The following is a 13888-nucleotide window of genomic DNA, read 5'->3' as shown; positions in this document are numbered from 1 at the left end:
TATTGCCTTGGTAATGCTCTGTATATTAAAAATGATTACGCTTTTGTATGAAAGAGCAAACTATTAAGCCTGATGGAAAATGGCTTATCACTATGAAGGAGTTAGTTTCTCCACAACTCCTTCAAATAATTATTCAATATTATGCCGAGGTTCGAAAATGGTAGCGCCTGTAAATTATAATTTGCCTGGATATTCAACATCTCCGAGCGATCAAACCAAACCCATTCAGGGAACAAATAACTCTGAAACTATCTACGGTACCGCGGGGGATGACATTATTCGTGGTTATGATGGTAATGACCATCTTTATGGTCTGGGGGGCAGCGACCTCATGGCGGGTTATGCGGACAACAATACGTTAGATGGTGGCGAGGGTAATGATTTTCTGTTCACAGGCAATGGTTACAATGGTACCGACACTCTGATTGGCGGCGCGGGCTACGATCAATTTGTTTATAATGATTTTTGCGGTAACGCGCCAGGTTCTGCGGGCCAATACCGCCATATGGCTATCATCAGCGATTTCCAACAAGGCGTTGATAAAATCCATATTGTTACCGCAAAGGGTTATGACTTAAATTTCGCAAAACTGGATACTAATGGCGATGGTGTGCTTGGTGCAGGAGATGTCGGTATTGGGTTGGGCTTCGATCAGTCTAACCACCTCTCCTCGACGCAATTCACTTTAGACAAAAATAATTCTATTTACATTAATAGTAATGCCCCACTGAAAGCCAGCGACTTTGAATTTAGCACTATCTAATTTATCTCTTAATAATGGCTGGGGAACACCCAGCCATTATTTTAAAATGTCTTTAAGAATGAGGCTCAGTAAAAATAACAGCATACTTATTCTATTTTGCCAGAACGATATAAGCTGGCTTCTTCTTCCCGGCGTCTGATCAGGCCCGGCAGTTTCTTACCCGAGCCATAGATCCAGCGAGCAAATTCCTCGGCGGCTCCCTCAAAATTCCCGGCTTTATGTTTGCGTAATAACGTTGACTCCTCGAGAGCGTGCAAGCCTGCATTATAAGCAAAGCTGGTAAGTGCCCCGAATTGAGCAGCCGATGTCTCGGCGCTTCCCAGCAGAGCGACAACCTGATTCCCATAATGAATGAGATCGCTGTCAAAACGTTGGTCACACTCTTCCTGTGTCCATTTAGTTTCTTTATTGATGTCAGGACCGGTACTTCCCCAACCAATGGTCCAGGGTTCTCCTCCGCTACCGGGGTCTGGGTAGGCCGTAAGTTTGCAGCTTTCGTATTTTTTAATCAGATCGATACAAGCCTGATCGGGTTTAAATTTCCCCTCTATCACAGCGGGGGCCGTTTTCGATTGTGCTGTCGGAGTCGCGCTAATTTTAAGTAGTTCACTCCAGGTTTTTGGGCCAACGATACCGTCTGGCACCAGAGCGTGATGACGTTGAAACTCGCGCACCGTCGCCTCAGTATTAGGGCCGAAATAACCATCTTTGGTGATTCCTATGGTGAACTGAACCTGCCTGACGAGTTCTCCCTTAGCACCGCGGCGCAATGTGGCTCTGCCGCTGGAGTCTGACGAGGGAATGGAAGGGCGTAACTGCGCTTTACCCCGAAGTATTTGGCCGACTTTCTCGCGAAAGGTATCCATATCCAGAGTTGGGTCAACCTTTCGGCCCTGAGGTAAGGCAAATTCCTTGTGCCCGCATACCATATTTTCTGAAGCGCCAATATGTTTGAGAATTGCTGCCACACCGCGGCAATAGGCATCGAGTTGCACCTCAGTCCAGGGTTCGTTGATCCCCGTATTTTCGGCCTCTATTCCGATAAAACTGGTGTTTCCGGACTCAATGCCTTGCCATCTGCCAGCCCCTGCATGGTTAGCTCGACCCGCGGCGACAACAAAATAAGTGCCGTCACGCGCAAGCCCCAGTTGGGCGAGTAGGCCCGTGAGCGGTTTGGTTTGTGCCGTTGCGGCGCGCCCATTGATAAGCGTGTTGAGGCTAGGCATGACGCCTTGCTGCGCACCCGCAGTATGATGGCAAATCACACCGCGGATGGTGCCGACATCCCCACGACCCCGTGTCCGCCAACCGGTACATTCAGCGACCTTGAGACCAGCGGCTTCCAGAACATCCGGTAGCCACGTTAGCGAATAGACCATGATTTATCTCCCTGTGATCTGAGGTGAAAGAGAGGGGGCCACGTTTTCGTTTGTGACGCCTCCCGTTGCTGCAGGTAGTTCCGAATCTGGCGTGATGACCTCGCCTTCTACCGGCGGGGCATCGCACAAACAGCAATCAACTGCTTCCTCTTCATCGGGTTTAATTTTTGTCTGCGTTGTCATTTCCTTTACTGCGTCTGCTCCGGTTGTGTTCAATGGTCCTTTGCTTGTGGTCACGAATGCAAAGCGCCTCTCATGGAAATAAAATCATGTGCCGCCAATAACATGCGTAACCAATATTCTGGCTGGCGCTCAGTGACTATTTTCAGCCGCTTCAGGAATGTGCTATTTGATTAATTTAGGCATGCTCTATTTCCTGTGCCCTCATAAAAAAAGATGATATTGATGTAATAAGTTTTAGTGAGATTTTTTTATGTTTATTAACCCCGATAAATGGGTTGCATATTCAATATATTGATATATTAAGAGAATAAATAGTTTTACAGAGGAGAATTAAGGGTTCTTAGAAGCATGGCCTGAGTAATGCAGGACACCTTTTTTCTCTCTTCCAGCCAGATTCAAGAATAACTGTGCGTTAATTATTCAGAGCGTGTTACGATGATTCTCATTCATTGAAAGGCTAATCATCATGTCCCTCTTAGATTACGCAATGAAGCGCCTCGGTAACGCGGCAAACGGTACGGTAACGTGCCCTATTTGCGGAAGTAAATCAGCCCATCCCACCAGTAAACTCCGCCAGGGGCAAACGCTGCTCTGTCCAAAATGCAAATCGCTGTTTGTGGTGCCACAAAAATAAACGCCGCCATTTTTCATGGGTCAGGCACGGCAATCGTTGCCCTGACAAAAACGAACAAAATTTAACCTATACTGATAAGAAGAATCTTGCAGTTGTTAAATCCCTGATGCCTGACACTCCATCCTGAGAGAACGTCTCTGATCTGATTGAAGATGATCTGATTAAACAACTGCTCCTGCGCGTTCACTTCGCCTGACGAGCAACTTCATGAAATTAAATTTTAAACCGTGGTTTACCTCGAGTAAGCCACTGGATCTTCATCCTGAAATTCCTGGCTGGCAGGACAAAGAGCCTGCAAATGAGACGCCGATCAAATCGGAGCTGTTTTCTGCGGCGCAGATGGAACGTTACGGCCAAAAACTGGCGCGTTCACACAAATTATCCTCCGCGAAGATGCCTTACTATTTGCTCAAGCGCCTGGAAGATAACGAAGCCATCATCACCAATAACTGCTATTTGCTCAACGCCGGGGATAAATCCAGTATTACGCCCGCTGGCGAATGGCTGCTCGATAACTACTATCTCATCGAAGAACAGATCCGCGTGGTGCGCCACCATTTGCCCAAGAACTTTGGTAAAGGGCTGCCGTCACTTGCGGCCCCGCACAATTGCCCGCGAATTTATGATATTGCCTCCGAAGCTATTGCCCATGCGGATGGGCGCTGGGATGCCACCAGCCTGACGAGTTATATCGCGGCCTATCAGCAGGTGACGCCGTTAACGCTCGGCGAGCTTTGGGCGCTGCCCGGCATGTTGCGTCTCGCGCTGATTGAAAATTTACGCCGCGTGAGTATCGAAGTGGCGGACGCGCAACGAGAGCGCAATCTTGCGGATACGTGGATCACCCGCATTTTTGAATGCGCCGAAAACACGCCTGCGGATTTGATCATGGTGATCGCCGATATGGCCCGTTCTCGTCCACCCTTGAGCAGCGCTTTTGTGGCAGAGCTGGTGCGTCGCCTGCAAGGCAGAGGCAATATGCTCTCGCTGCCGCTGACCTGGGTCGAACAGCGCCTTGCTGAAAGCGGCGTCACCACCGATTACCTGATTCACCGTTTTAACCAACAGTTGGCCGCAAGCCAGCTTTCGGTGAGTAACAGCATTGCCGGTTTGCGCCTGTTAAGCGAAACCAATTGGGCAGATTTTGCTGAAGCCATGAGCCTGGTGGAGCAAACGTTGCGCCAGGACCCTTCCGGCGTTTATCCGGCGATGCACTTTACGACTCGCGATCACTACCGGCATATCATTGAGATACTGGCCCGCCATAGCCATTACAGCGAACCCGAAATCGCCAGCCGTATTCTTGACACCACGCGGGCAGCAGAGGCTGGCACACCGGAACATCACGTAGGCTATTATCTGATTGGTGACGGACGCCCGAAACTGGAACGGCAGCTTGCGGCGAACACGTCATGGATGGTGCGCGTGCGCCACAGTTTTAACCAAACCCCGCTGCTTTCCTGGCTTGGCAGTCTGAGTTTGTTGACCACCGCCTTTACCATCGACATTTTATCCCGCACCTATGAGCAGGGGATGACGTGGTTACTTCTGCTGTTGGCTATCCCGCTGGTGGTGTTGATCAGCCAGTGGGCCATTAACTTATTGAATGACGCCACAACCCGTTTTCGATCGCCGCTCCCGCTACCACGCATGGATTTTTCCACCGGCATTCCGCCGGAGTTTTGCACGATGGTGGTGATCCCCTGTCTGCTGACCAGCCGCGCGGGGATAGACAAACTCCTTAATAGCCTCGAGGTTTGTTATCTCGGCAACACTACGCCAAACCTCTACTTTGCGCTGCTGACCGATTTCGCCGATTCACCGGAAAAGGAGTCGCGTGAAAACAGCGAACTGCTGCACTGGGCCGAAGCGCAGATGCAGAATCTGAACCGCCGTTATGCGCCCGTCGCGCAGCCGCTCTTCTTCCTGCTGCACCGAATGCCTGAGTGGAATGAACAGCAGGGCGTGTGGATGGGCTACGAGCGTAAACGCGGTAAATTGTCGATGCTCAATAGCTGGCTGCGTGAACCGGCGAATCAGTTTTTAGAAGTCCACAGCAATGTGATTACCCCGCCTGCTGGCGTGAAATACGTGATTACGCTGGATAGCGACACGGTGCTGCCGCGAGACACCGCGCATAAACTGGTCGCGACCATGGCGCATCCGCTTAATCATCCGGTTTATGACTCCGTTAAAAAGCGGGTAGTTAAAGGCTACGGTATTTTACAGCCGGGCCTTGCCGAGGAGATCCCAAGAAACGGGCAGGGGCGTTATGCGGCGATGTGCAGCAGCGTGCCGGGTAACGATCCCTATTCCATGATGTCTTCGGATATTTATCAGGATCTGTTTGGGGAAGGGTCGTTTGTGGGCAAAGGGATTTATGACGTAGATACTTTTGTACAAGCAACGCATAACACCTGCCCGGAAAACCTGGTGCTCAGCCATGATTTACTCGAAGGCTGTTATGCCCGTTCGGGTTTGCTCAGCGAAGTGCTGCTTTACGAGCAGTATCCCAATAATTACCTGACGGATGTGGCAAGGCGCACGCGTTGGATACGAGGCGACTGGCAACTGCTTAACTGGCTTAAATTTAAAGTCAGAACTGCCGAAGGTACCCATGAAAAAAACCCGCTGAGTACGCTTTCCCGCTGGAAATTATTCGATAACCTTCGTCGTAGCCTGGTCGCGCCTTCGCTGCTGATCCTGCTGTTCTGCACACTCTTGCTGGTGCCCAATCCCTTTTACTGGCTTTTCGTGCTGGCAATAGCGCTGTTGCTGCCTACGGCGCTGGTTATCCTTCAGGACATTTTCAGTAAGCCCGCGCGGCGGCCTTTCCTGCAACATCTGATATTGGTGTCATACGGGGGGCTAAAACGCCTGATGCGAATCGGCCTGAGTTTTATCACGCTGCCCCATGAAGCGGGTTACTCCCTGTATGCCATCGGGCTAACGCTTTGGCGGCTCGGGATTAGCCATCACAATCTGAATCAGTGGGCCAGTTTCGATCAAAGCACTGAGAGCAGAAAAGCCTCGCCTGGCCGTTTCTATCGCGCAATGTGGCTGAACCTGGTTGCAGGCATCGCGCTGATTTCGCTTACGGCCTGGCTTTCGCCGATGCTGCTATTTTTTGCAGTGCCCATCGGGGGGGTATGGTGCCTGGCGCCATTATTATTAAGTTGGTTGAGCCGGGCACCGTCGCCTCGAACCGTGGCTTTTAACGCGGAAAACAGGCGTTTGTTACGCCAGAGCAGCCGTGAGATCTGGGCCTTTTTTGAAACCTTCACCACCGCGCAAGAAAACTGGCTGCCGCCGGATAACTATCAAGAAATTCCCCAGCCGGTGATCGCCCATCGCACTTCACCGACCAATATCGGTTTATCGCTGCTCTCTAATCTGACGGCATGGGATTTTGGTTATATCCCGCAGGGGGAGATGCTCCAGCGCATTACGCTTACCCTGGACACACTGGATAAAATGGAGCATTACCGCGGCCATTTATATAACTGGTACGACACGCGCACCCTCGTGCCCCTTAACCCACGTTACATTTCCAGCGTCGATAGCGGCAATATGGCCGGGCATCTGCTGACGCTTAGCGCCGGGCTTACGGGAATACGCAACCAGCCGATTCTCAACTGCAACCAGGTGCTTATGGGGCTTGATGACACGTTGCAAATTATTGAGAAAGCCTGGGGGCAACATGCGCCGACCGCGCTGCGTCAGTTACGCAAACATTGCAGCGCCGCTTTTACGCTCCAGCCATCATTACTGTTTCCTGAACTGAAAAATATGCGCGCCCAGAGTAACCGCCTGCACGCGCTGTGCAGCCATGATGACGGGCGCATTCGCCGCTGGGTTGATCATCTCCAGCGTCAGTTAGTGCTGATCTGCTCTGAATGGGCGCATTTTCTTAGCTGGGTACCTGCCGACTGGGGTGATGCCCCGTTGCCAGGCCTCACATGGCTTGCGCAGGCAAAACATACCGGAGAAGGGACGCCCTCGGAGTCCGTCATTCGCCAGGCCCGCACGCGGCTGGATATCATTACCGAGCTGGAACAGCGTCTGCATGACCATGCGCGGATGGATTTCGCTTTCTTGTATAACGAGGTCACCAATCTCCTGAGCGTCGGGTATAACTGCGACAACAATAAGCTCGATAACAGCCATTACGATCTCCTGCCTTCAGAGATTCGTCTCACCAGTTTCCTCGCTATTGCGACCAATCAACTGCCGGTGAAAAGTTGGTTCTCGTTGGGGCGCCTGTTTACCACCATTGATAATGAAACCGCGCTGATGTCCTGGAGCGGCTCCATGTTTGAGTACCTGATGCCAAACCTGGTGATGCCAATTTACCCCGGCAGTTTGCTGGAGGAGATGAGCCAGTCGGCGGTTAATCGCCAGATAGACTGGAGTAAAGAGCGCGGTGTGCCATGGGGGATCTCCGAATCGGGCTACTACTCTTTTGATGCGCTCCAGAATTACCAGTATCACGCTTTCGGGGTGCCTGGCTTAGGTTTGCGGCGTGGTCTTGCGGATGACATGGTTATCGCGCCGTATGCCACGATGATGGCCCTGACGATTTCCCCGCATAAAGCCTGCGAAAATTTACTGAATCTGGAAAAAAGCGGGGCTCGCGGGGAGTATGGCTTCTATGAAGCGCTGGATTATACGCCGTCGCGCCTCGCCAGCGGGCAGATGTATGCCGTGGTGCGTTCGTGGATGGCACACCATCAGGGAATGGCTTTCCAGGCGCTGTCCCATGTTTTGCTCGGTGCGCCAATGGTGGACCGCTTTATGGCAAGCCCGTCGTTTCAGTCGGCACGCCTGTTATTGCAAGAACGTGTTCCTGACGCCGTTGAGCTGTATAGCCCACGCCGCCACTTTGAATCTCACGAGGGGGTGTTGCAGCCGGTGCAGTATGAAACCCGTGAATTTACCGACGTGGACAGTTTGATCCCCGAAATTCAATTGCTCTCGAATGCCGATTATCACCTGATGGTTAGCCAATCCGGCGGGGGATACAGCCGCTGGAAAGATCTGGCGTTGACCCGCTGGCGCAGCGACGCCACGTGCGACAACTGGGGCGCGTTCTGCTATCTCAGCGATCCCGCAACGGGGGAAGTCTGGAGCAATACCTGGCAGCCGCTGGGCGAGCCAATCAACCAGTATGACGCGATATTTACCGATGCGGGGGCCGAGTTCAAACTTGTGGCGGGGAGCGTTAACGTTAAAACGCAGATTGTTGTCTCCCCGGAAGATGACATTGAACTGCGGCGCGTCACGTTGCTGCATCGTGGCCGCCAGCCGCTTACCCTTGAGTTGACGACCTACGCGGAAGTGGTTCTGGCGCCGAAAGAGAGCGATCTGGCCCATCCCGCTTTCAGTAATTTGTTTATCCAGACCGAGCTGGTGGCGCATCAGAACGCGATCCTTTGCCATCGCCGACCGCGCGCCCCGGACGAACGTTGCCCATGGATGTTCCACACTATGGTGGTTCATGGGCAAACGCAAACTGAAGCCTCTTTTGAAATCGACAGAGCGAAGTTCATCGGCCGCGGAAGAACGCCGGCGAATGCGCAGGCGACACAACAGAACGGTTCTCTGAGTAATAGCGTAGGGCCGGTGCTGGACCCGATTCTGGCTATCCGGCAGTCAATTGTGTTGCAGCCGGGCCTGCCCGTCACCGTGGATATTATTTATGGCGTCACCGAGAATCGGCAACTGAGCCTGGCCCTGCTTGAGAAATATCATGACCATCCCATTGCCGACCGCGTGTTTGAGCTGGCGTGGTCGCATAGCCAGATTGTGCTGCGCCAGATTAATGCCAATGAAGATGACGCGACGCTGTTTAACCGGCTTGCCAGCGCGGTGCTGTTCCCTGGCCCGGAATTACGAGCCGATGCGAAAACGCTTTCCCGCAATCGTCGCGGGCAGTCGGGCCTGTGGGGCTGGTCTATTTCGGGCGATCTGCCGATTGTCATTCTTAACGTCACCAGCGATGAAAGTATTCTGCTGATTACGACGATGATTCAGGCGCACCATTACTGGCGGCTGAAAGGGCTGGCGGTAGATTTGGTTATTCTCAATGACAGCCAGGACGGCTATCAGCAGGAGCTGCAAAATCAGATAGTGGATTTGATTGTCGCGGGATCAGAAGCAAGCCAGATGGACAAACCCGGCGGTATTTTTGTGCGCAATGGCGAGCATATGTCCGCCGAAGACCGTTTGCTGCTGCTGAGCGTGGCGCAAATTGTACTGGATGACCGTACAGGTAGCCTGAAAGAGCAGTTAAATCAACGACTCCAGACTCCGGTTTCAGCCCAGCAAGCCTTTATTCCTCGCACCGGGCTCCCGGCAAATCAACACGATCCGTGGCAGCCGGATACCGGCGCCCTGGTCTTTTTCAACGGGCGCGGCGGGTTCTCCGAAGATGGCCGTGAATACCAGATAACCCTTGATGAAGACGGCAGAACACCCGCCCCGTGGGCTAATATTCTGGCGAATGACAGCTTTGGGACGGTGATTTCAGAAGCAGGACAGGCTTATACCTGGTTTGAAAATGCCCATGAATATCGCCTTACGCCGTGGGAAAACGATCCCGTTAGCGATCGTTCGGGGGAAGCGTTTTATCTGCGCGATGAAGAGAGCGGCGCGGTCTGGTCGCCAACCACGCTACCGGTGCGCGGCGACGGGCATTATCTGACCCGTCACGGCTTTGGCTACAGTGTGTTTGCCCATCGAGAAACCGGGATTGATACCGAGCTCACGGTGCTGGTGGCAGAACATGCGCCGGTAAAAATCGCTATTCTGACGCTGAGTAATACCTCGGGGCGGACGCGGAAGATTTCGGTGACCGGCTACGTGGAATGGACGCTTGGGGAATCGCGCAGCAAGTCGGCGATGCATGTCATCACGCGTGCGTCGACGACAGGTAACGGCTGCGGCGTTCTGGCAAATAATTTCTATAGCAGCAGCGGTTCGGAAAGAACGGCATTTCTGGCCGTGACGGGCGTGCACTGTTCGGTTACCGGCGACCGACGGGAATTTATCGGACGCAACGGTGCGCTGCGTGAGCCCGCAGCTATGAAGCAACGCACGTTGTCAGATAAAACGGGCGCGGGTATGGACCCTTGCGGTGCGGTTCAATCCGCAACCACGTTGATCGACGGCGATCAGCGAACCTTTGTTTTTGTGCTGGGCGTCGGGCAAAACCTGCATGAAGCGGAATCGATGATTAACCAGTATCTCAACGAGGACGTTGCGCGTCAGGAACTGGCGAATGTCCATCGCCACTGGCACCAAATGCTCGACAAAATCGTGGTTACGACGCCGGATCCGTCGGTAAATCTGCTGACGAACGGCTGGCTGCTTTACCAGACCATTGCATGCCGAATCATGGCGCGCAGCGGTTATTATCAGTCCGGCGGCGCGTTCGGTTTCCGCGACCAGCTTCAGGATACGCTGGCCCTGAGCCATGCGGCACCGGCGCGCTTACGCGAGCAGATTTTACTTTGTGCTTCACGGCAGTTTGTGGAAGGGGATGTTCAGCACTGGTGGCATCCGCCGCTTGGGAACGGCGTGCGTACGCGCTGCTCCGATGATTACCTGTGGCTGCCGCTGGCGATTTGCCATTATGTGGAAACCACGGGCGATATAAGCGTGCTCGAACAGCGCCTGCCGTATCTTGAGGGCAGGGAATTGCAGCCGGGTGAAGAGTCGGCTTATGAACAGCCGGTGATAAGCGCGGTGGAAGAGACGTTGTGGCAGCATGGTGAAAAAGCCGTTCGCCACGGTCTACGCTTTGGCAGCCATGGTTTACCGCTGATGGGGGCCGGAGACTGGAACGACGGGATGAATTTAGTCGGGCTGGAAGGCAAGGGCGAAAGTGTCTGGCTGGGCTTCTTCCTCTACGATGTATTGCAGCGTTTTGCGCGGCTTGCCGAACAAATCAATCAACCCGACACCGCCGATCTTTGTCGTAAAGAAGCGGGCAGACTCCAACAAAGCCTTGAATCGGCGGGCTGGGACGGCGCCTGGTATCGTCGCGGCTATTTCGATAACGGCGATGCTCTGGGTTCGCATAGCGCGAAAGAGTGCCAGATAGATGCTATCGCGCAAAGCTGGGCGGTGCTGTCCGGGGCGGGAAGTCAGCCCCGGTGCGCACAAGCGATGCAGGCGCTTGATTCACGGCTGGTGGATAGCGAAGCAGGGCTAATCAAACTGTTAACCCCGCCGTTTAACGGCAATGGCCCAAACCCTGGTTATATTCAGGGCTATCTGCCGGGCGTGCGTGAGAACGGCGGGCAGTACACTCACGGCGCTATTTGGGCGGTGATGGCGTTTGCCCGGAGCGGTAACATCGAGCGTGCCTGGCAGCTTTGGGCGCTGATAAATCCTGTTAATCACGGCCTGACGTTAGATGCGGTAGAGCGCTACAAAGTCGAGCCGTATGTGATGACCGCAGATATTTATAGCGTGGCACCTCACACCGGACGCGGCGGCTGGAGTTGGTACACCGGCTCAGCGGGTTGGGCGTACCGCTTGTTGGTTGAAACGCTAATGGGCATTGAGCGCAAGGGCGATGCTATTACCGTGCAGCCTTTACTGCCGCACGCCTGGCCCTACGTCAGTTTTGTTTATCTGCATGGCGCGAGCTATTACCACTTCAATGTGCAGCGCGGCGAAGGGGAATACCAGGTGACACGGGATGCGGTTTTACTGCCAGGCAATCTTATTCCCTTGGTTGATGACGGGCAGCCACATGATGTGCAGATAACGCTCGGCGCGAGTTAGCGCCTTGTGGGGGGCGGCCTGGCTACCGAAAATGCCGGGCCGAACTTTTTTAGCGGGAGTAAACGAAAGAGTAAAAAACCATGCCATTTCCTTATGTCGATATTTAAGTTTGATTTAATGTGCACACTGGATTTCTCATAAAAATAAACGATAAATAAATGCACCAGCATAAAATAATCCCAGGTCAAAACATGCTTAATAACTACAGCGTCAGAACCGTTATTGTGGTTGTAGTGTCACTGTTTTTTGTCGCAATGGATTTAATTTCCCCTCTGCTTTCTGCAAGTTTGAATGTCATATTCATGTTAAATATCGTCTGGTTTTTATTGTTTGTTTCGTTATGGTTTTATATGACAAAGTACCTTGTAAAACCTATCAACGAAGTAAAGCGAAATATTGATGAAATAAACTCCGGGAATCTTTCAATAAATATTCGTGAATTTGGTAATAACTGCGCCGGAAAGTTAATTCCGGGTATCAATAAACTCTCCAAAGAAATATCAAGACTGGTCCTTGATATTCGAAACTCCTCTCAGGCAGCCAGTCTGTTATCCGGAACACTTGCTAATCAAAGCGCTGACCTGTCGGTAAAAACGGAGCAGCAGTCGGCCATGCTGATGCAGACCGCCGCCAGTATGGAAGAGATCTCCGCAGGCACCAAAAGCAATGCGGAAAATACCCGTCAGCTCAATAACATCACCAGCGAAGCCCATAAATCGGCAGATCACGGCAGCCATTTGATGCAGAAACTCACGGAAAATATGGTTTCCATTACCGACTGTTCAAACAAAATGACCGAAATATTGAGCATCATTGATGGCATCGCTTTCCAGACGAATATCCTGGCGCTGAATGCGGCCGTAGAAGCGGCAAGAGCAGGTGAGCACGGTAAAGGATTTGCGGTGGTGGCGGGGGAAGTCCGCATTCTGGCCAAAAAAAGTTCCGAGTCGGCAAAAAGCATTAAATCGCTTATCGAAATTACCAATGCGAATGTTTCCCAGGGGGCAAAACTAGTTTCAGAAGCAGAAAAAAATATGCATGACATCGTTTCTGGTTCGGACGATCTTAATAACCTGATGGGGCATATTTTTATCTCAACCAACGAGCAGGAAAAAGGGATACAGCAAATTACGATTGCTCTGTCGGAACTTGAGAAAGTCACACACAGCAATGCGGCGGTGGTTGTTGAGCTTGCTGAATCTTCTGACGTTCTTAAAAATCAGGTCGCTGAACTCCAGAAAAGAACCAATAACTTACGCATGGGTAATGAAGAGGGCATATCTGCCGTAGCGATTCCAAAGGCAGGAACGCGCCAACCGGTAGGCCTGGTATTCTAAAATAAGCAGCGAAATAGAATTAGCTGAAAAATTAAACGCTCCACTTATCAATAATAAGGGAGCGTTTAAACTTGTGGTTTTTGTCTAATCAGTGCAAGGAGAACTTTGCTCAAATATCGTCCGTCGTGTGGTCAACAACGATTTCAAGCGTTTTACGAATAATGTCAATGGTTACCACATCATCGGTAGACTCAATGGCTTCGATTAAACGTTGGATAATCGCTTTATTAGTGAGGTGTCCATCAGTAGCAAGAATGCTGCGTATTACTGCTCCGAGTAATACGGCCTCATCGGCCAGCGTGTCGCCAGCGTTACGAAAATATGCAGTCAATGCAGAGTTCGGCAAAGTGGCATAAATTTCTGATTTATGAAGCATCATCTGGGTCATTTACTCTCACCATCGTTAAGTTATTAGTCGTAAAGGTAGTCAGTGCTTTTTACTGCTACCTGGCTCGTTTCTATCGCCAAACAGGGGATAGACATTTTTATCCTGATTCATATGGCTCTCCGTGCCCCATTCCCTTTGTGAAAAAGCCAAAGTATTACGCGACGAGCCCAGCCTATTGTTGCTGATATCCGCAATAACATCGGCTATGACATCGCGCCTCTGTGGGTCTTTTTCCGATGCTTCCATAGTTTGTAGCCTGGCAATTAATGCCTTGGTATTTATAGGGCCATGTTCCTGAAGGATTGACAAAACGGCCTCGCCAATCACTTTATCTATAAGTTGTTCATATTTATTTCTATTCATAACTGCGTCTCTGCTTGCCACATTGTTTCGAAACCGAAACGTGGCATG

At 51.8% G+C, this 13888-nt stretch carries 7 protein-coding genes; 4 read left to right on the top strand and 3 right to left on the bottom strand.

What is annotated here, in order from left to right; genetic code table 11:
• The first annotated feature begins 79 nt into the window (after positions 1-79).
• Positions 80-763 carry a calcium-binding protein gene (locus AB1E22_RS20335; RefSeq protein WP_367597031.1) on the top strand — a complete coding sequence of 228 codons (684 nt, stop codon included), beginning with the start codon at positions 80-82 and terminating at the stop codon, positions 761-763.
• 86 nt (positions 764-849) lie between these two features.
• Here the strand turns inward: AB1E22_RS20335 and AB1E22_RS20330 are convergent, their stop codons facing one another.
• Positions 850-2142 (bottom strand): glycoside hydrolase family protein, encoded by a 1293-nt coding sequence (locus AB1E22_RS20330; protein ID WP_367597030.1) that lies wholly within the window; start codon positions 2140-2142, stop codon positions 850-852.
• 649 nt (positions 2143-2791) lie between these two features.
• Between AB1E22_RS20330 and AB1E22_RS20325 the strand changes: the two genes are divergently transcribed.
• From AB1E22_RS20325 to AB1E22_RS20315, 3 genes are all read left to right on the top strand, one after another.
• Positions 2792-2959 (top strand): YnfU family zinc-binding protein, encoded by a 168-nt coding sequence (locus AB1E22_RS20325; protein WP_367597029.1) that lies wholly within the window; start codon positions 2792-2794, stop codon positions 2957-2959.
• Positions 2960-3166: 207 nt separating this feature from the next.
• Positions 3167-11752: a GH36-type glycosyl hydrolase domain-containing protein gene (locus tag AB1E22_RS20320; RefSeq protein ID WP_367597028.1), complete on the top strand. Its 8586-nt coding sequence runs from the start codon at positions 3167-3169 to the stop codon at positions 11750-11752.
• A gap of 191 nt (positions 11753-11943) precedes the next feature.
• A complete protein-coding gene (locus tag AB1E22_RS20315; protein ID WP_367597027.1) occupies positions 11944-13089 on the top strand; it encodes a methyl-accepting chemotaxis protein in 1146 nt (381 codons plus the stop codon).
• A gap of 109 nt (positions 13090-13198) precedes the next feature.
• Here the strand turns inward: AB1E22_RS20315 and AB1E22_RS20310 are convergent, their stop codons facing one another.
• Both AB1E22_RS20310 and AB1E22_RS20305 read right to left on the bottom strand, forming a co-directional pair.
• Positions 13199-13465 (bottom strand): biofilm development regulator YmgB/AriR family protein, encoded by a 267-nt coding sequence (locus tag AB1E22_RS20310; RefSeq protein ID WP_367597417.1) that lies wholly within the window; start codon positions 13463-13465, stop codon positions 13199-13201.
• Positions 13466-13516: 51 nt separating this feature from the next.
• On the bottom strand, positions 13517-13840 hold the full coding sequence (locus AB1E22_RS20305) for a hypothetical protein (RefSeq protein ID WP_367597026.1): 324 nt from the start codon (positions 13838-13840) through the stop codon (positions 13517-13519).
• Positions 13841-13888 lie beyond the last annotated feature (48 nt).

Origin of the sequence: Buttiauxella gaviniae (assembly GCF_040786275.1) — a bacterium.
Taxonomy (GTDB): domain Bacteria; phylum Pseudomonadota; class Gammaproteobacteria; order Enterobacterales; family Enterobacteriaceae; genus Buttiauxella; species Buttiauxella gaviniae_A.
This window is presented reverse-complemented; position numbering and strand designations above follow the sequence as displayed.